14 protein-coding genes and 7 pseudogenes are annotated in these 18,198 nt (G+C 68.7%); 13 read left to right on the top strand and 8 right to left on the bottom strand.

What is annotated here, in order from left to right:
- Nucleotides 1-281: 281 nt before the first annotated feature.
- A pseudogene (locus OG520_RS40790) lies at nucleotides 282-571 on the bottom strand (IS5/IS1182 family transposase); the annotation flags it as partial.
- On the opposite strand from OG520_RS40790, the gene OG520_RS40785 reads away from it, so the two are divergent.
- From OG520_RS40785 to OG520_RS40775, 3 genes and pseudogenes are all read left to right on the top strand, one after another.
- Nucleotides 489-1,223, top strand: a complete 735-nt coding sequence (locus tag OG520_RS40785; protein ID WP_406016722.1) for an MFS transporter — start codon at nucleotides 489-491, stop codon at nucleotides 1,221-1,223. The pseudogene OG520_RS40790 and the gene OG520_RS40785 sit on opposite strands and share 83 nt — an antisense overlap.
- A gap of 92 nt (nucleotides 1,224-1,315) precedes the next feature.
- Nucleotides 1,316-1,630: pseudogene (locus tag OG520_RS40780) on the top strand (LLM class flavin-dependent oxidoreductase); the annotation flags it as partial.
- Nucleotides 1,631-2,072: 442 nt separating this feature from the next.
- Nucleotides 2,073-2,672, top strand: coding sequence for a GPP34 family phosphoprotein (locus OG520_RS40775; protein WP_331748009.1), 600 nt, complete (start codon nucleotides 2,073-2,075; stop codon nucleotides 2,670-2,672).
- Nucleotides 2,673-3,356: 684 nt separating this feature from the next.
- On the opposite strand, the pseudogene OG520_RS40770 reads toward OG520_RS40775, so the two are convergent.
- Both OG520_RS40770 and OG520_RS40765 read right to left on the bottom strand, forming a co-directional pair.
- Nucleotides 3,357-5,433 (bottom strand): annotated as a pseudogene (locus OG520_RS40770) (SpoIIE family protein phosphatase).
- Nucleotides 5,426-5,719 carry a hypothetical protein gene (locus tag OG520_RS40765; protein WP_406016721.1) on the bottom strand — a complete coding sequence of 98 codons (294 nt, stop codon included), beginning with the start codon at nucleotides 5,717-5,719 and terminating at the stop codon, nucleotides 5,426-5,428. The pseudogene OG520_RS40770 and the gene OG520_RS40765 overlap by 8 nt, the downstream one beginning before the upstream one ends.
- 320 nt (nucleotides 5,720-6,039) lie before the next feature.
- On the opposite strand from OG520_RS40765, the gene OG520_RS40760 reads away from it, so the two are divergent.
- Nucleotides 6,040-6,651, top strand: a complete 612-nt coding sequence (locus OG520_RS40760; protein WP_331748006.1) for a DUF3592 domain-containing protein — start codon at nucleotides 6,040-6,042, stop codon at nucleotides 6,649-6,651.
- A gap of 558 nt (nucleotides 6,652-7,209) precedes the next feature.
- Here OG520_RS40760 and OG520_RS40755 read toward each other — a convergent pair.
- Nucleotides 7,210-7,737, bottom strand: a complete 528-nt coding sequence (locus OG520_RS40755; RefSeq protein WP_331748005.1) for a hypothetical protein — start codon at nucleotides 7,735-7,737, stop codon at nucleotides 7,210-7,212.
- A 912-nt stretch (nucleotides 7,738-8,649) separates the two neighbouring features.
- Between OG520_RS40755 and OG520_RS40750 the strand changes: the two genes are divergently transcribed.
- Nucleotides 8,650-9,081: a hypothetical protein gene (locus OG520_RS40750; RefSeq protein WP_331748004.1), complete on the top strand. Its 432-nt coding sequence runs from the start codon at nucleotides 8,650-8,652 to the stop codon at nucleotides 9,079-9,081.
- Between the two features lie 984 nt (nucleotides 9,082-10,065).
- Here OG520_RS40750 and OG520_RS40745 read toward each other — a convergent pair.
- Nucleotides 10,066-10,318 (bottom strand): annotated as a pseudogene (locus OG520_RS40745) (ATP-dependent DNA ligase); the annotation flags it as partial.
- A gap of 129 nt (nucleotides 10,319-10,447) precedes the next feature.
- Nucleotides 10,448-11,566, bottom strand: a complete 1,119-nt coding sequence (locus OG520_RS40740; RefSeq protein ID WP_331748003.1) for an NAD(P)/FAD-dependent oxidoreductase — start codon at nucleotides 11,564-11,566, stop codon at nucleotides 10,448-10,450.
- 53 nt (nucleotides 11,567-11,619) lie between these two features.
- Here OG520_RS40740 and OG520_RS40735 point away from each other — a divergent pair, with 53 nt between their 5' ends.
- Complete coding sequence (locus OG520_RS40735) at nucleotides 11,620-12,312, top strand: TetR/AcrR family transcriptional regulator C-terminal domain-containing protein (protein ID WP_331748002.1); 693 nt, start codon at nucleotides 11,620-11,622, stop codon at nucleotides 12,310-12,312.
- Nucleotides 12,313-12,586: 274 nt separating this feature from the next.
- Here OG520_RS40735 and OG520_RS40730 read toward each other — a convergent pair whose 3' ends face one another.
- The gene (locus tag OG520_RS40730; protein ID WP_331748001.1) at nucleotides 12,587-12,814 is read right to left on the bottom strand and encodes a hypothetical protein; all 228 of its coding nucleotides are present in this window, start codon (nucleotides 12,812-12,814) and stop codon (nucleotides 12,587-12,589) included.
- A gap of 300 nt (nucleotides 12,815-13,114) precedes the next feature.
- Between OG520_RS40730 and OG520_RS40725 the strand changes: the two genes are divergently transcribed.
- The 7 genes and pseudogenes from OG520_RS40725 (at nucleotide 13,115) to OG520_RS40695 (ending at nucleotide 18,094) form a co-directional block, all read left to right on the top strand.
- The gene (locus tag OG520_RS40725; protein ID WP_331748000.1) at nucleotides 13,115-14,047 is read left to right on the top strand and encodes an NAD(P)H-binding protein; all 933 of its coding nucleotides are present in this window, start codon (nucleotides 13,115-13,117) and stop codon (nucleotides 14,045-14,047) included.
- A gap of 86 nt (nucleotides 14,048-14,133) precedes the next feature.
- Nucleotides 14,134-14,439 carry a transposase gene (locus OG520_RS40720; RefSeq protein ID WP_331749509.1) on the top strand — a complete coding sequence of 102 codons (306 nt, stop codon included), beginning with the start codon at nucleotides 14,134-14,136 and terminating at the stop codon, nucleotides 14,437-14,439.
- A gap of 67 nt (nucleotides 14,440-14,506) precedes the next feature.
- Nucleotides 14,507-15,721 (top strand): annotated as a pseudogene (locus OG520_RS40715) (ISAzo13 family transposase); the annotation flags it as partial.
- 121 nt (nucleotides 15,722-15,842) lie between these two features.
- On the top strand, nucleotides 15,843-16,145 hold the full coding sequence (locus tag OG520_RS40710) for a hypothetical protein (RefSeq protein ID WP_406016720.1): 303 nt from the start codon (nucleotides 15,843-15,845) through the stop codon (nucleotides 16,143-16,145).
- Nucleotides 16,146-16,202: 57 nt separating this feature from the next.
- Nucleotides 16,203-17,108: pseudogene (locus OG520_RS40705) on the top strand (IS3 family transposase); the annotation flags it as partial.
- Between the two features lie 287 nt (nucleotides 17,109-17,395).
- A complete protein-coding gene (locus OG520_RS40700; RefSeq protein ID WP_331747995.1) occupies nucleotides 17,396-17,518 on the top strand; it encodes a hypothetical protein in 123 nt (40 codons plus the stop codon).
- 399 nt (nucleotides 17,519-17,917) lie between these two features.
- Nucleotides 17,918-18,094 carry a hypothetical protein gene (locus OG520_RS40695; protein ID WP_331749630.1) on the top strand — a complete coding sequence of 59 codons (177 nt, stop codon included), beginning with the start codon at nucleotides 17,918-17,920 and terminating at the stop codon, nucleotides 18,092-18,094.
- Here OG520_RS40695 and OG520_RS40690 read toward each other — a convergent pair.
- Nucleotides 18,064-18,171, bottom strand: a pseudogene (locus OG520_RS40690) (DUF389 domain-containing protein); the annotation flags it as partial. The gene OG520_RS40695 and the pseudogene OG520_RS40690 sit on opposite strands and share 31 nt — an antisense overlap.
- Nucleotides 18,172-18,198 lie beyond the last annotated feature (27 nt).

The raw sequence follows: 18,198 nt of genomic DNA, 5'->3' as shown, positions 1-18,198 counted from the left end.
ACCGCGGCGAGGGTAAGCGCAGCGGATGCGGCGAGCAGATATGTGCTGGGTTTCGTCACGGCCAGGCCTTTCAGCAGCTCAATTGCCCCTTCGACGGCGTCGCCATTGATTCGGTTCCTGCCCAGGCCTGCGCGGAGTTGCTCTCCTCTTCCAGGTCGACGACATGATGAGCATCCCGAGCGATGAAATCCCGGCAGCAGCTCACCGTGCCCGTGAGGCCGGTCACGCTCACACATGACCACGCGTCCCTCCCCAGTTAGAGGTCGTTTTCTCCCAGTGTTCTATCCCGGGATCTGTTGTTTGGTCTGTGGTGTCGGGTCGCGCCAGGAGAAGGTGGTTTCGCCGGTGAGGCGGCGTGCGATGAGGCCGGTCGTGGCGAGGTGGATCATGGCTTCGGTGCGGGTGGGCAGGGTTTCGTGGTCGTGGGCCAGGCGGCGGTGGTGCATGAGCCGGCCGGTTGGGTCCGCTCGATCGCCCATCGCTTCGGAATGGGGGTGAAGCCCCTGGTCCCGGGGGTGCGGGCGGTGATTTCCATGTCGATGCCGAGTGTGGCTGTGTGCTCGATGAGGTGCCACCACCGCCGCGGACGGCGAGCAGGCACGCGCCGGGAGGCGGCGCAAGCCCCCGGGCGGATCTGGATCCTCGCCGTTCTGGCTGCGATGGTCATGCCGGCCGAGGGAGCCGCCAACGACTGGAGCGCGCTGCACCTGAAGGACATCCTCGGCGCGCCCGCGAGCACCGCCGCCGCCGCGTACGGCACCTACGCGGCGGCGGTGCTCGCTGGACGGCTGCTCGCCGACCGCATATCCGGCCGGTTCGGGCCCATGGCGGTCCTGCGCTACGGCGCGGTCACGGCCGCCGTCGGGATCACGATCGTGTCCGTCACACCGTGGATCTGGGCCGCGTTCGCGGGCCGGGCGCTGTTCGGCCTGGGACTCTCCGGCTGCGTACCCCAGTTGTACAGCGCGACCGGGAGCGTCGACCCCTCCGCCGCCGGGGCCAACGTCTCCCGCGTCGCCGGGCTCGGCTACCTCGGCATGCTCTCCGGCCCCGCCGTCATCGGCTGGCTGACCCATCTCGTACCGCTGAACCACGCCTTCCTGCTGGTCACCCTGCTGTGCGTGATCGCCGCCACGGCTGCCGGAGTCCTGCGCACCGGATCCGGCCGCACGCGCGAGGTAGCACGGAGCAGCCACCGACCGCCTGTGCGGCACGACCCCTGACACCGTGCCGCACAGGGCTCCCCGCCCACCCCGGGCCCGCAGACCATCCATGCAGACGCCGGGGAACCCCCCGCCAACAGAAAGAGCCCCCGATGCCCGGGACAGACACCACCCCTGCCACCCCCGCCCGCGGCCGTGTCGGTGTCGTGCTGCCCCGCTACCTGCCCGTCCAGGAGGTGCTGCCCTACGCGCTCGGCGAGCCGAGGTACTGGGATTCGACCGGATCCGGGTGGTGGAGGACCTCGGCTTTCGCGGCGGACTCGCCCAGGCCGGCCCCGTCCTCGCCAGCACCAACCCACATCACCGTCGGTATCGGCATCGTGCCCGCCGACGCCCGCAACGTGTGCTTCGCCGCGATGGAACTGGCCACGCTCGCCCAGCTCTACCCCGGCCGACTGATCGCCGGCAAGCAGTCGTACTTCGTGATCTTGCGCCGTCGGCCCTTTAAGTAAGCACCACTTCCCTCAGGATTTGGGCGCCGCCCAGACCGCCCTTCACGAGACCCGCGCCGCCTACGAGCAGTACGCCAAGGCCCCGCCGTGGTCGGCAGAGCCGACGCCCGGCTGGGAGGGCTCGTGCGGAGACGTCACGCGCCTGATGATCTTGTTCCCTTCGGCTGTTCGCAGCCGCTCGGCGGACAGGCGGACGAAGCGGCTCGGGGATCCAGTACAGCGAGGACCCGCCGTTCTGACGTCGTCGGCAGAAACTCCCGCCGCCTTGCGAAAGGGCTTCGGCCGCGCGGGCGGGGCGATACTGATCGTGACAGTCGCCCCGCCGCCGGGCCGGTCTCGGACGCGGGCCCGGTCGGTGGGGACGCATCTTGGTCGATGTCTCCGAGGGGAGCCGTTCATGACTACGGCGAAAGACCTGTTCATCATCGCCATGGACCTGAAGCATTCCGTGGGACAGGGCGACCTGTCCCTCGCACTCGCGGGAGCCGAGCTGATCGATCTCATCGGTGCGGGGGCGGTCACCATGGACGGCGACCGCATCGTGCCGGGTGGACCGCCGACGCTGGACGATCGGTTCATGGGCGAGGCTGCGGCAGGGCTCACTCGGCAGGCGCCCTACGAGCGGATCGAGGACTGGCTGTGGCGCCGGGGCCGAGACCTCTCGGCCGCGTACCAGGCCGACCTGGAGGAGAACGGTGAGCTGAAGCCGCAGCGAAGCGGCCGGTTGTCCTTCGGCTCGGAACGCGTGGAACCGGTCGATACGCCCGCGCGCCGCCGTGCGGCCGACCGCTGGAAAGAGAAGGAACCCGTCCTGGCCGCCCTCGCCTCGGTCGTGGGCATCGACGACGAACGATCCGACGATGAGACCGGCCTCGATGACGAGGCGGTGACGACCGTGGTGGCCGCCGTCCACGACGCGGTGATGGAGCTGGAGGCCGTACGCCAGAGGCGGACCATCGAGAACGCGGCCTTCGCCAACCTCTGGCGCGGACCGTGAGCCGAGCCCGCCTTCGGGGGCGCGGTCGAGTCCGGCGGTGAGCGGTCGCACGGCCGCCGGGCAGCTCCTACGGCATGTCCGTGGACCAGTTCCGGTCAGGGGCGGGCGCGCGGCCTACACCTGGAGAGCTTCACCTGACCAACCTCAGCGAAAGGCCCCCGGATCCGGCCGCGCAGGCCCCGCCCGCCGGCGCCGCGTCCGGTGGGCGCAACGCCGCTTCTGTGAGGCAGGGGTCAGGTTCGCCGGCGAGTTGCGAGGCACTCGGCGGCGGCCGCCAGGGACCGCCGGGCGGACTCCGGCAATCCCCATCCCGGCGGACCGGGAAGGGCACCGGCTGCGTCGCGGCAGCCGCGGCGGTAGGCCGCCCGTCTTCGACCGGGATACCTACAGGCAGCACAACGCCGTTGAGCGGTGGATCAACCGCTTGAAGCAGCGGCGGGGGATCGCCAAGGCCGCCTCCCTGCCAGCAGTGTGTTCTTCTCGCGGTTCTGCGGCGGATTGAGATGCCGGCACGGCCGTGCAGCTTGCACGGCCGGGGCAGTGGACCGGCGGAACCGTGATGGAAGGCAAGGAAGTTGATCTGGTAGGCGACAGTGCCGACCCGCGCAACGGTTCGGTATGGACGTCAAGTGAGCGCTGGAGCAATCCAGGAGCTGTCCCCGGCTGGATGGCCTCGGCAGTGGGTCAGGGCCGCGGTCTGGGGCGGGCGATGAGCACGGACACGTCGTCGTGATCGTCCGGGTCACGCAGTTGTTCCAGGAGCCGGTCGCAGGTTTCTTCCAGGGAACGGTCGTGGCCGTCGAGTACGCGGAGGAAGAGGTCGAGGCGTTCGTCGATGGCATCGTGGCGTGTTTCGACCAGGCCATCGGTGTAGAGGACCAGTTGATCGCCGGGGCGCAGGGGCACGGTGGTCGTTTCGAAGGGGACGCCGCCGACCCCGAGGGGTGCACCGGATGGCAGGTCGAGCAGTTCGGGGGACCCGCCTGCAGGTGTCAGTGCCGGGGGCAGGTGTCCGGCCGCAGCGATGCAGCACGAGTCGCTGTGCGGGTCGTATTCGGCGTAGATGCAGGTGGCGATGTAGGGATCGATGCCGGCGGTGATCTTGTCGAGGTGTTGCAGCACCTGGGCAGGCGGGAGGCCGAGGTCAGCCAGGGTCGCAGTGGCGGTGCGCAGGCGGCCCATCGTTTGCGGCGGCATCGATGCCGCTGCCCATCACGTCGCCCACCACGAGTGCGGTCTTGTCCTCCGTGAGAGGGATGACGTCGAACCAGTCGCCACCGACCTCGGTAGAGGTTCCGGCGGGTTGGTAGCGGGTGGCTACCTCCAGACCCTCGGGTGGCGTCGGCTGCGGCAGCAGGCTGCGCTGGAGCGTCACGGCAGTGTTGCGGACGCTCTGGTACAGGCGCGCGTTGTCGAGGGACACCGCAGTTCGGCCGGCCAGCTCACCGGCCAGGGTGACATCGTCCGCGCCGAAAGGCAGTTGATTGCGGCCGCGCATCAGGCCCAGGACGCCGAACGCCCGGCCCTGGGCGGCCAGTGGAATCGCGAGATACGAGTGGATGCCGACACTGGCCAGGACAGCGGCGGCTCCGGCGTCACGAGCGATGCGCGCCAGATCCCACTCCTCCACGCGAGTCACCATGATCGGCTGACCGGTCCGTACGCACTGGGTGGGCAGTCGGTCGGCGCCATAGCTGACCGGTCGGTCGGCCGTGCCGACGGCGCCGGCCGCCTCGGTGAGGTAGGTGGCCTTCACCGCGAGGGTGCGAAAGAGCGCCGGGCCGCCGTCGGATGTCGCCGGGCGGCGATCGTCCAGGGCGGAGTCGAGTACGTCTACGACCGCAACGTCGGCGAGCTCAGGCACAACGACGCCGGCCAACTCGCGAGCGGTCTGTCTCATGTCCAAGGTGGTACCGATACGGGCGGAGCCCTCGGCGATCTGAGCCAGGCGCTGCCGGGCCTGGGCAGCCGCCGTGATCGCACCGTACCGATCGGTGACATCCACCACCGACATGGCGACACCAAGAACCTGACCGTTGAGAGCCTCCAGCCGGTAGACGGAGACAGACCAGGCATGATCATTGTCAGGGTCGGCCGGGGTGCGGCCAATGGTGTACTTGTCAACCTGAGGGCGTCCGGTCTCGAGCACTTCCCTGACTGCCGCCTCAGACGCATCGACACTGACGGCGGGCAGGACCTCACGGAAGCCCCGTCCGAGGTGCTCCTCGGCAGACAGGCCGTGCATCCGTTCCACCGCCGGATTGACGGCCACATAACGCAGATCGGTGTCCAGAACCTCCAGCCCGATCGGCGACTGGGCGATCAGCTGCGTGGACAACGCCACGTCCCGCTCCACCTCGCGCAGCGTCGACGCATCAGTGGCGATACCCAGAGCGTAGAAGTCACCCTGCTTGTCCGGCAGACGGGTGTTGCGGAATTCCACCAGCCGCGTACTGCCGTCCTTGTTCCGGACGGGAAAGACCCCGGCCCAGCTCCGGCCGGTCTCCATCATCTGCTCGCATCGGTCGGCCACCAGGTCCCTGTAGGGAGCATGGACCAACAGCTGAGCCGCCTGCCGGCCCAGCGCCTCCTGCGCGGAGTAGCCGAACATCTCCTCGGCCTGGGGGCTCCACAACACGAACCGCCCGCTCGTATCCAGCGCCACCACCGCCACACCGAGCGCATCCAGTACCCCGCTCGGCAGCTCCAGCCGAAGGCCGGACGAGTCGCTGTCGGCACCGAAGGATCCCGCTTCACTCATCCCAGGTGCTCCTTCCACCTGCCAGGGCGACACGCGCCCAGCGCAGGCCCTGGAGCTGCAGCGCTGGGATGGTTCCCATGCCTTTCTGGTGCTTCCACAGTCTCCTGAGACGACCGACGACGCACAGCGCCGAGCGAGGACGCGTGGTCACATGAGAAGCTCCGGTAGCGCAGGTCCACACGGTGGCGGCCAGGGTGTTGACGTCTGCTGCCATGTCCTCGGCGAGCGGCAGTTCGCCGGCGCCGCGCAAGGCCAGTTCCGGCGACACGAAATGGTCGATACCCACGCCCGTAACGGGCGGCGGCCGCATACTCTCCCGCCGGGGTAAGGGGTATCGGTAAGGAATGCCTGGTGCCGCAGGCCCTCGTCGTGATCGAACAGGGACAGTTAGGCGCCGGGGTGGGGTCGTTCGCGTCGCGCGGTGATGCGATGCCGGCCGGGTGGAGATCAATACGGGCTTGTGGCGGGCAGCGCGCTCGTCCCGGTAGCCGATGGAGGATGATGGTCCGCACTTGAGTTGTGGTCCATCGGCCTGCCACGAAACGATCGCGCCCTGGACGGGCGGGGTGGACCAGTATCGACTGATTCGATTACGTCAGGGAGCCGATGAGTACGAAGGTCGCACGTCCACGCAATCTGCTCAGGTATCTCACGATCACGTCCATCGCTATGATCACTGTGGGGTTGTGCGGTTTCCTCACGATCATCGCATTCACCATACCGAACCACACCAAAGTGATATCCGCCTTGAAGAGTCGCGGGGTCCAGACTCACGCGAGTATCACGAGATGCCGGCAAGCCCTCCACGACGAGAGCGGTGGCGAACTGTCTGTCACCTGCTGGGTGCGATTTACCCCGTCCGGCGGGCGTTCCGTTGAATCGCCGCTGAAATTCAAGACGCGTCAGGTGAGGGACGGCTACACCTTGGTAGTCGTGTACGACCCGAAGGATACCGGCACGGTCGCCCTTCCCTCGGACCTCGGCTACTGGAATACTCTCACCAGGAACACCCTTGATTTGCTTTTGCTGGTCATCTCGGCGGCAATGGTTCCTCTGGGAATCGCAGGTCTCGTCCTGCGGAGGCTTTTCGGGAGCTTCACGAAGCGGTACACGGACAATTTCGATGAAATTGACCAGGCCGCCACTCGGCACCTCGGTCCGGACGCCGCCCAGGCCATGGCTCAGGTCTGGACTCGGGACAAACCTTCGGGGAAGTGAACACTCGTCCGGCACGTGGATGCCGAGCGTGCACTGTTCGTCCGGCAGTAGTCCGCGACTTGCATCCCATCGATCCCTGAGCAGGCGCGGGTTTCTTTCCCAACAGCACGACACAGGGGTACTACCGCGTCGGCGAGAAGCGGCGTCGCGAGGCGGTCGAACGGTCACCGCGATGCAGTTTGACCGGCACGGCAACAGGATCTGGCGCAGGCCCAGCGCCTCCTGGACTCCGAACATGCCCGCCGCGCAGTCGGCGAAGTCGCTGTGCCCCGCGGACTGACACGGAACCATCCAACGTGGCCGCCGGCAGCCACGACTGCCCCGTCCGGTTTCGCTGCGTGGGATGCAGCCACTTCCGCACCGACATCTCCTACCTCCCCGACCTGGAGGCATACCTCGCGGACCTGCTGCGAAGCCGCGAACGCCTCGCCGCGTTCGCCGCGGACGCCTGGGCCACCACCGAGGCGACGCCGTACGAACGGGTCCTTACAGCCCTCGACAACGCGGTCAAGGCGGGTGGAGCGGGTGGAGACATCACCGTCCGCCCGGCTCTCCGCCCTACCGTTCACGCCAGGTGTAGGGGGCGGCGGTGTCGATGTCGGTGTCGGGCCAGCGGCGGTGCAGCAGGGCCGCCGTGGACCGGCACCAGGCCGCCAGGTGGGGGAGTACCCGGTGCGCCTCGGCGGTGCGGGCTCCGGATTCCAGCAGGGCCACCATCTGGGTGCGGGAGTCGTTGCCGGGGCTGCGTGCGTCCAGTGTCTTGAGCCGGCCGGTGCGCATCATCACCCAGACCATGGAAGCCGAAGCCGAAGCCAGGCCGAAGCCGAACCGCTGGTCGTCCTCGGCCTCGGGGACTGTCCGGGCAAGGGCTCGGCGGAACGCCTCGACCTGGCTCGGCCCCGACACTCCCAACCAGTCCGGGCCGGGGACTGTGAAGCTGGTCGTGGCGGTGAGGGCACGGCGGAAGCCCGCCCCCTCGAAGTCGGTCAGCCGGCCGCCGCCGCTCGGCCCGGTCAGGAAGTTGTGTGACTCGGTGTCGCCGTTGGTCAGGGCCAGGAATGGGCCGGGATCTGCCAGTTCGGCCACGGCCGCTTCCAGATCGCGTTCCGCGGCGGGCAGCGGGACGCCGAAGGCGCCGGCCCGGGTGAGCCCGTTCCGTCAGAGGTCGGTGTAGGCGTGTTCCCAGTCGCCCAGTCGCCCAGTCGCCCAGTCGCCCAGTCGCCCAGTCGCCCAGTCGGTCAGCGCCGGTGCCCAGTGCTGTGCGGCGGGCGTTGAACAGCGCGGCGCGGCCGGCGGATGCGGCGGCCAGCTCGCCCATCGAGGAGGCGAAGGCGGTCAGTTCGGCGTCCAGGGCCGGGGTGTGGCCGTCGCGGTGCAGCAGTTCGGCCAGTTCGGTGCGCGGGTGCAGGTCCTCCAGCACGAGCAGGCGGGAGTCCGGTGAGGCGGCGTGCAGGCCTGGTGCGAGGTCGAGGCGGAGGTCGTCGGCGATGAAGGCGAGCGCGGCGTGCTCGCACCGCGTCAGCTCCTCGGCGGAGCGGAGGCCGTATCCCTCGGGGCGGAGGCATTTCACGATGACCGTTTCAGGGAGCCCGGTCGCCTCCGACAGGTGGGCGCACAGCACCCAGGGATGGTGCAGCGGCTCGATGGTGGTCCGGGCACCGACGGAGGCCGTGAGCAGTGCCTCGATCTCGGCCGATGTGGGAAGGGCGACGTCCAGAGGTGCGGGCATCGGGGGATCCTCGCACGGCCGGGTCAAGATCATGCAGAATTCTGCGCCGAGCGGCGTTCCGCCAGCGCAATGCCGTTGTCAAACACCCCGGCAACTTTCGGCTTCGTCATCCTGCCAGCGAGGACATTGCGACCCTTATCAGGAGCAAGCACCACCCAAACCAGGGACAGCACCACGCCTGCTGCACTCGATACGGTGGATGGAAACAGCGCTGATCTGCGCAGACCTACCCCTGCCGAACCCGCTCAACAGTCCGCCCCCAAGAGAACATGGAACTGCGCCCCGGCACTGTGCTGGACGGGGAGGCGGTGATCCGGCGGGACGGTCGGCTCGATTTCGCGGCCGCGCAGTTGCGGGCTGCGTCGTCCGTGACCCGGGCCCGCGCTCTGGCGGCCCGGTACCCGGCGTCATACGTCTGCCCGTACACCCAGTGCCGCGCCTTCCTCCTGGAGCTCCTCGCCGATGTCGAACCGCCTATGCGGGCCGTCCCGGCAACCGATGACCGGGACATCGCCGTGCTCTGGCACGACACCCTGCGCGAGCAGGTCATCGAGGGGATCGTCCGCAAGCGGGGCGGCGCGAGCTATCCGTCGGGACGGCGCCGGTGGGTGAAGGTACGGCACGCGAACTCGGATCTGGTCGTGGAGCTGCTGGCCGGGTCCGGTCGGCACGGCACCCTTACCGTGATCCGGATGCGGTGAGAGTGCCGTGCCTGACTGCTGGTCAGGGGGCGACGACGAGGGGACCGTTCTCGGCTCGATGTACGCGAGACCGAGTGCTCCCCAAAGACAGCATCCCGCCGCCGCAGCCGGAGCCGCGACGGCGGAGTGCCGAAGGGGATGGTCAGTCCGTCAGGGTCACCGCGTTGTACTGGCCGGAGTCCTTCACATTGGAGATGCCGCCGCCCCATGGGAGGAACGAGCGGCCCCCGCCGTCGTCATCGTTCACCAGCACCGAGACGCTCAGCAGGCGCTGATCCGCGGCGATCGGCGCCAGCTCCGCCCAGGGCAGGTCATTCGGTAGCGCGTCTTCTTGGCGGAGTCGTCCCGTGTCACGGTGCTGGTCGCGGCGGTCCTGGTGCCCGGACTGCCGTCCATGGTGCGGAAGACCACGCTCTCCGCTCCGGACGAGGTGAGCGCCGCCCCGTACTCGGCGCCCGCGGAGACCGTCTCTCCCGGGAACCCCGGTGCGAGAGCCACCTGGACGGAATCGCCCTGCCAGATGTTCTGCCCGGTGAAGGTCTGCCGCTGGACGTCGTCCGCGACGGAGACGTCGACGACGAGAGCCTCCTGCGACCAGGCCAGGGTCACGTCGGCCGACAACCCGGGGTCCTTTCCGACGCTCGCGGCCGGTGGCGCCCCGTCGATCTGCGCCAGCGGTCCGGCCCTGGTGACCGCATCCGCGGCCGGAACGCTCACCGTCCCCGCGATCCGGTGCACTGCATCGCCGGCGGTCACGAACCGCACGCGGTAGCCGGTGCGGTCCTTCGCCGTGCCCGGTATCGGCACATCCACCGGCAGCGACTTACCGGGCTGCACGGTGGCGCCGTGGGTTGGCGCGATCACCCGTTTCTTGCCGAACTGCGCTGTGACGGCGCTGAGCCGCGTCGGGCGGTCCGTGGTGTTGGTGTAGACGGCCCGCACCGCGTGCTTCCCACCGGCGGTGAGCACATGGCCCGCGGTACCCGCGGGCACGACCTCGGCCATGCGGGCGGCCTTCGCCGCGGAGGCCAGGCCCATGCGGGCTTGCAGCCGCTCGAAGTCGCTGCGCCCTTCGCTGTCGAGCGCGACGATCTCGCCGTCCAGAACCGCGGGCCGGCCGAGCACGGGCCCGAGTGCTGCGAGTTCCGGGGTAGGCGGTGGTGATGTCCGCCCCGGACCGGGACCGCAGGAGCACCGGCCCGTCGTCCGGAAAGCTCACCATGGCCCGGTGCCCATCGTTCTACAGACTTTGACGTGTCTCATGAGACAGTCCAGCGGTGGTTTTGCCGGACGGGACTGCGGCGGTGTCGTACTGTCCCGTGAAGCCATGGCGAGCTGTTGGTGCTGGTGCCCTCGCGCTGTGCAGTCAGGATGGCTGGACTTCGTCGAAGAGGGCGAGGGCTTCGGAGGGGTCCGGGCTCACGAGGCGTTCCAGACCGGCCGTCGTGATCTTCGCCCACCTGCTGGCCCGTGCCCACATCTGTTCCTCGAAGGCGCGGACGGCCTCGTCCAGATCTTCAGGGCCGGTGGCGATGGACTCGGCGAGTTCGGCGCCTTCCAGCATCGCGAGGTTCGCGCCCGCCCCCAAGGGGGGCATCAGGTGGGCGGCGTCGCCCAGCAGCGTCACCCCGAAGACGTGGGTCCAGGTATGGGACACGGGCAGGACGTAGAGGGGGCGGTGGACGAAAGCGGTGCCGTGACGGAGGAGGTCGAGGACGGGAGCGGCCCAGCCGTCGAACAGAGCCAGCAGGCTCGATCGCACGGCCTCGACGTCGGCCAGGTCCAGGTTTGTGTGCCAGTCCAGCGGCGCGCGGAACTGGGCGTACACCTTGACGTGGCCGCCGCTGTTGCGCTGGGCGACGAGAGCTCGGTTCACGCCGTACACAGCCACGGAACCGTCGCCGACCAGCCGGGCGAGGTCGGGGTGGCGGGTGTCGATGTCGTCGAGGGAGGTCTCGACATAGGTGACGCCGGTGTAGTGCGGCGTGGCCGAGGAGACTGCGGGGCGGACCCGGGACCAGGCACCGTCCGCGCCGACCACGAGGTCGAACGTCTCCTGTCGCCCGTCCGCGAAGTGGACCAGTACGCCGTCCCGGGTCCCCGGCACCACCTGCGTCACGCTCCGCCCCCACTGGACGTCGAGAGGGCCGAGCAGCAGGTCACGGAGTTGCCCGCGGTCGATCTCGGGATTGGCCTGTTCCTCTGGACGGGGTCGCCAGTCGCGCAGGACGGTCCCGTCCGTGTCCAGGATGCGCATGGCCTGCCCCTCGGGACGGGACAGCGCCTGGAACTCCGCCAGCAGCCCCGCCTTGTCCAGCGCGAGCTGGCCCAGCCCTTCGTGCAGGTCCAGCGTGCCGCCCGGGGGGCGGGCGTCGGGGGCGGGATCGCGTTCGAGGACGGCGACGGGGTAGCCATGGCGGTGCAGGACACGGGCGAAGGTAAGGCCGGCAGGACCGCTCCCGACCACTGCGATGCAATGCGTCATGCCGATACACTGTATTAGTTCATTACGGTGTATCGCAACGGTACGATGTCACTATGACTGTGTGGGACCGGCCGGAGCCGCCGACTCAACCCGTGCCGCTCGACCGGGAGCGGATCGTCGCCGCAGCCATCGCGCTGGCCGACGAGGGCGGGCTGGAGGCGGTGTCCTTGCGCAAGATCGCCGCCCGCCTGGACGCCGGCCCTATGCGTCTGTACAGATACATCTCCACCAAGGAGGAGCTGTTCGACCTCATGGTGGACGAGGTCCACGCCGAGATCCGCGCCGAGGAGCAGCCCGGTGACTGGCGGGAGGCGTTGCGCGTCCTCGCCCAGCGCACCAGGCAGGCCGCTCTCCGTCACGAATGGCTGGCCGACCTTCTCGGCGGTCGCCCGGCCCTGGGTCCGAACCGCCTTGCCGTGACCGAGGTCACGCTGGCTGCCTTCGACGGCCTCGCGGACATCGACACCGTCATGCGCGCCGTGGAGACTGTCAGCGCCTACTTCATCGGCGCGATCAGGCGCGAGATCGCGAACCTGCGGGCCGAGCGCGCCACGGGCCTGTCCAAGCTCGACTGGCAGCGGGCCTCCGGCCCGCATCTGACGAGAATGCTGGCCACCGGCCGCTTCCCGGCGCTCGCCAGGGCCGTGTACGACGGCACGGATGTGGACGCCGAGGCATCCTTCGCGACCGGCCTGGACTGGGTCCTCGACGCCGTGGCCGTCAAACTCACCACGCCGCCGGCGTGACGCTTTGCTCTTGCCCGAGCGTCAGTCGTGGGCATGATGCCGGTGGTCATTCTCGCACTGCGTTCCCGCGATCGAGAGGGACCACCACGGCTGACCTTTTCACGAGTTGCTCGCGGAGGGCTGTGTTCTCGGCGGTCAGGGCCGCGATGACCGTGGCGGTCCTCAGCACACCCCTGGTAGGACAGCAACCCGCGCCCATGGGCGCTGCTGCGGGGCCTCTACTGACTGGTGAGGGCCCTCTGCTATTTCCTCCGGGAGCGCATGGTGCGGGCGGTCAGGTGTCGCGGCGTGGGGCGTGGTCGAAGAACCGGTTGTCGGTATCGATACGGATCTCCCGCACGCCGGGGTAGGGGCGGGGGAGGGGATCGTTGGTGGCGGCGGTGATCTGGCAGGCGTAGCCGTCGGGGGAGGTGTCGCCGGCGATGTTGATGAGGGTGTCTGGGTGCCGGGCACCACCATCTGCCCTATGCCCGCGACCTGGTCGTTGACGGCGTTCAGCCATAGGCAGCTCGTGAGATGAACCTCTCCTCGGCCGCTCTCGACAAGTCGCACCTCACCTCAGCAGATCTCTGTCGTCGCCACATCGCAGCCGCGTCGGAGAGCGAGGACACACTGAGTGACGGAACTCCGTCGCAGGCATTGAATACACGACACCTCAACATGCGAGCCCGCCAGTTGGCCCGGGCTGGCCTGGTTTCTCGGCGCGAGCCGCTCGTACCCGAGGAGGCTCACCGGGTGGCTCCGCGTCATCGGGTGGACGGCTCCGGTTGCGTCCTGGCCATGTGCGTCGCAGGCTGCCGCTATGGATCGCCCCCCGGGAGCAAGCTCGCTGCCCGTCCTGGTGACCGGCGCCGCGGGCAGTGTAGGCGCCGTCGGACGTTCCGTCGTCGAGAGCCTTCGGCGACGTGGCCTGCCCGTCCGGGCTGCGGTACGTCGCGAGGACGATCGCGCACGGGCACTGCGGGCGACCGGCGCCGAGGTCGTGGTCGCAGACCTGACGCATGCAGGCGAGGTCGCCAGCGCCCTGGACGGTTGCGGGCGGATGTACTTCGGCATGGGCGTGTCGGCGCAGTACCTGGAGGCGGCCCTGACGGCAGCGGTCGTCGCGCGCGCGTACGGGCGCCTGGAGGTGTTCGTGAACATGTCGCAGCTGACCGTCGCCGAGATGGACCTCAGCCGCACCTCCGAGTCGGACCAGCAGCGGCAGCAGTGGCTGGTCGAGCAGGTCCTCGACTGGTCGGGCCTGCCCGTTGTCCAGATCAGGCCCACCGTGTTCCTGGAGAACCCGCTCTTCCGCGTCGGCTTCTCCTCGATCGCGAAGACGGGCACCATCAGGCTGCCCTTCGGCGAGGCGAAGACCTCCCCGGTGGCGGCCGGCGACGTCGCTGCGGTCGTGGAGGAGGTACTGGCCGACCCGGCTCCGCACACCGGGCGGATCTACGAGCTGACCGGCCCCCGTTCGGAGGGCATCACCGCCATGGCGGCGCAGGTCTCCGCGGTCCTGGGCCGGCCGGTCGGCTATCGCGACGTCCCCCTGCAGGAGTGGATCGACCACGATCTCAGGCCGCTTGGGCTGCCGGACCACGTCTTCCAGCACATCTCCACCATGGCCCGCCTCCATGCGGAGAACCGGTATGACCGAAAGGCGGACGGTGTGGAGCGGGTCACCGGGCGGCCCCCTTCGGAAGTGGCCGACTTCGTCCGGACACACGCCGACCTGTTCACCGGCCCATGAGCGGCGAACTCGGGCCTTGACCCCGGGTTCTGGTCACCGGAGAGACTTGGATCTTGATGGTCCAGGAGAACGGAGTCCCCGTGGGGATGAAGCACTATCCCGTCGAGTTCAAGGCGGACGCGGTCGCGTTGTACCGGTCGAAGCCAGGAGCGACGATCAGGTCGGTCGCGGATGATCTCGGGGTGAACACCGAGACGCTGCGGAACTGGATCCGGGCCGCCGACGGGCGCCGGCCCGGCGCTCACTTTGCACCGCCGACCGCTGCGCAGGCGGGCGGAGGCGACGTTCAGGCGGATCTGGCTGCTGCCCGGAAGAGGATTCGCGAGCTGGAGGAAGAACACGACATCCTACGCAAGGCGGCCCGGTATTTCGCGACGGAGACGCGCTGGTGAGGAGCCGTAAATTAACTACTGCCAGTTTCCACGCGGATCGGGTGCGTGCGGTGGTATACGGGCTGGCATGGGGATATCGGATCAGGTCCTGGCGGTCCTGGATGTGAAGTTCGCCGCGGTGCTGCCGCACTTGGACGAGCGGCAGCGGCGTTTGTATCTGGCTTCCGAGGCCGGGGCGTTGGGGCACGGCGGGGTGACGGCCGTGGCCAGGCTGGCCGAGGTGTCGGAGTCGACCATCGCTCGAGGGCAGGAGGAGCTCGCGGGTGAGGAGGAGGTTCTGGGGCGAGTGCGACGACCTGGCGGTGGACGCAAGAGTGCCGCCGAGCGGGATCCGGGCCTGGCCGCGGCGCTCGAATCGTTGATCGAGCCGCACGAGCTGGGAGATCCGGTCTCTCCGCTGCGCTGGGCCGCCGCCTCGCTGCGGGACCTGGCCCGAGAACTGACCGAAGCCGGACACCCGGTCAGCGCCCCGGTGGTGGGCGGCCTACTGCATGAGATGGGCTTCAGCCTGCAGGGCATGGCCAAGACCCGGGCCGGCCGTCAGGTTCCCGACCGTGATGCCCAGTTCCGGCACATCAACGCCGCTGCCGAACGGTTCCTGGCCGAGGGCCTGCCAGTGGTGAGTGTGGACGCGAAGAACAAGGAGCCGATCGGTGACTTCGCCCGCCCCGGGCGCACCTATCGGCCCAAAGGTGAGCCGATCACCGCCCCGGACCATGACTTCACCCGCCCCGACACCCCGCTGGCCATTCCGTACGGCGTCTATGACCTGGGGAGGGACACCGGCTGGGTGAACGTGGGCACCGACCGCAACACCGCCGCGTTTGCGGCGGAGTCCATCCGGCGCTGGTGGAACGGTCGAGGCCGCCTCGACTATCCCGGAGCCACCCGGCTGCTGATCACCGCCGATGCGGGCGGAGCGAACTCGGCGGACTCCACCCTGTTCAAGATGGACTTGGCCGTCCTGGCCGACGACTCCGGGCTGGACATCACCGTCATGCACTTTCCGCCTGGAACTTCGAAATGGAACAAGGTCGAACACCGCTTGTTCTCCCGGATCACCCATAGCCTGCGCGGACAGCCGCTGACCAGCTACGAGGTCCTACTCCAGACGATCTCGGCCACTCGCACCAGCACGGGGCTGAGCGTCAGTGCCGTCCTGGACGAGAACGACTACCCCACCGGTCGTAAGCTCACCCGGGCCGAGCGCAAGGCAGTCGAACAGCGCGTGGAGCGCGACGAGTTCCACGGCGAGTGGAACTACACCATCGCCCCGCACGACCCTGTCCAGGACCCGCCGACCTCACCAGAACAGAAGCTGGCAGCCCCCATCCCACCCGAGGCCCTTCCTGCTCACTCACCCCGCCTTGACCGGCATGTCCCGCGACCAGTTCGACCAGCTCGTGGACCAGCTTGAACCCTGCCGCCAGATCCTGACAGATGCCGAGCGCCGGAACGATGGCAGTGACGGACGCGGGCGCAACCCCGGCTTCGGGATCCTCGATCACCGCCATCGGGTCCTCGCCGCAATCCTCAACTGCCGCAACACCGTCACCCTGACGCTGGTAGGCCAACTGATCGGCAGGGACCGCAACGTGCTGAGCTATCACGCCCACAGGACCACGCCGCTACTGGCGTTCGGCGGGACCGGCCTCGCCGCGATCCTCACCCGCCAGACCCACCCACCGCGCACCTCGAAGCCTTGAAGAGCGTGATCGAGCGGCACGACAACATGATCGAAACTGGCAGTAGTTAATTTACGGCTCCTGAACCGCTGCCAGTTCGTTGAAGACCACCAGAGCCGGTTCGGCGTGAAGCGGCTCTGCGACATTCTCGGCCTCTCCGGGTCGAGCTTTTACTACTGGCGTCGCACCGCGGCCGCGCGGACGGCCCGGCAGAGCGCCGAGGCCGGGCTCGCAGCCCGGATACGCAAGGTCCACCAGGACTCCGACGGCACCTACGGAGCCCCCAGGATCACCGCCGAGCTCCGTGACGAGGGCGGCCCGGTGGTCAACCACAAGCGCGTCGCGAGGATCATGCGGACCATCGAGCTCAAGGGAGTCCGTCTGCGCCGTCGGCACCGCACCACGCTCGCGGACCAGGCGGCGCCGAAGGCGCCGGATCTGATCGGCCGTGACTTCACCGCGGCCGCGGTGAACACGAAGTACGTAGGCGACATCACATACCTGCCGGTCAGCGGCGCGAAGCCGCTCTATCTCGCGACCGTCATCGACCTCGCCTCACGCCGGCTGGCCGGGTGGGCGATCGCTGATCACATCCAGACCGAGCTCGTCATCGATGCCCTGGCGGCCGCCGAGCGGACCCGCGGGAGCCTGGCCGGAGCAGTGATGCACACCGATCACGGCTCGCAATATACGAGTAGGGCCTTCGCTGATATCTGCAGGTCAGCAGGGGTCCGGCAGAGCATGGGCGCGATCGGGTCCAGCGTGGACAATGCCGCTGCGGAAAGCTTCAATGCCGCCTTCAAGAGGGAGACGCTCAAGGGCCGCAAAGGCTGGTCGAGCGAGCGTGAAGCGCGACTCGAAGCCTTCCGCTGGCTGACCCGATACAACACCCGACGCCGACACTCCCGCCTCGGTCAGCGATCTCCGATCGCCTACGAGAACGGCTTTCAACCCACAGCAACTACCCTGGTCCAAGCGGCATAGACGTGTTCAAAATCCGGGGTCAAGGCCCCTTTGCAGCTGACCCAGCCCGTGTTCTTGCTTGCGACGACCCCGTAGAGGCCGCTGGACAGCCTCTTTTCCAGCTCGACACCGAGCTTGCACGCGTCAGGCTTCGGCGTGGTGCAGGTCTTGATCTTCCCCTGTGCCTGAAGGGGACCGTTGCCAGTGACGTAGAACGGCTTCATCGATTCGGGGGTGCGTTTCCTCTTGAGTGAGCTGGTGGTCAACGGTCATGGCGCCTGGGCGAATTGCTCTTGGTAGCGGCTGGCATGGACTCGCTGGTACTTGTGCTGCACATGGAACTGCCCGGTCCGCGTGAGTTTCTTCAGCCGGTGCCGCACGCGCTCGACATGCCGGGGCACACGTGCGTCCTCGCCCAGGTGCGCGAATGACCTCCTGACAGCGCACCAGTCGGCCCAACTCGGTCAGTACCGACACGAGTTGATCGGCGAAGGCCGTCGCGTCGGCACCGGGAGCGAGCAGGGTAGAGCCGCCCCCGGCGTCCCGGGGCGCCGACGGATGGTACTGCGGCAGCTCGCCGATCACCTCGCGGGCCACGACCAGGCGCTCCAGTTCCTTCCGGCAGGCCGCCAGGAGACCGGCGATGCGCTCGGCCTCGGCTTCGAGCCGGTCTGATTCCGCCTGGAACGCGGTCTCCCGCTCCGCCAGCAGTCGCAGCACCTCCTCGCAGCCCATCCACCCGTCCTTCCATGCTGGTTGACCACCCGCTACCGCAACGACCGGAAAACGCCCCGGGGCACGACATCCCCACCCAAGTCACTCAAGAGGAAATGCACCCGATCACGACTGTCTACCAGGCGGACCACCGACGGCTGCTCTCCGAGATAGCCGCACTGCGGCAGGCAATGGACGGACTGCGGCTCACCGCTCAGGAGCGGCAGAGCGCCGAGGGCGAACTCTGCGCTGCCAACTGCCAAGTGGAGAATGCCTCGTGCCAGGCGCCGTAGGACAGGGCCAGGGCGGCGTCTGCTGCGGCCGGTACCGTCGTCACCGAGATCGCCACACCGACCTGCGGGCGCGAGCGGACCCTGCTGCCATGCAAGACCCGTGA

The organism is Streptomyces sp. NBC_00984, assembly GCF_045162475.1.
Taxonomy (GTDB): domain Bacteria; phylum Actinomycetota; class Actinomycetes; order Streptomycetales; family Streptomycetaceae; genus Streptomyces.
This window is presented reverse-complemented; position numbering and strand designations above follow the sequence as displayed.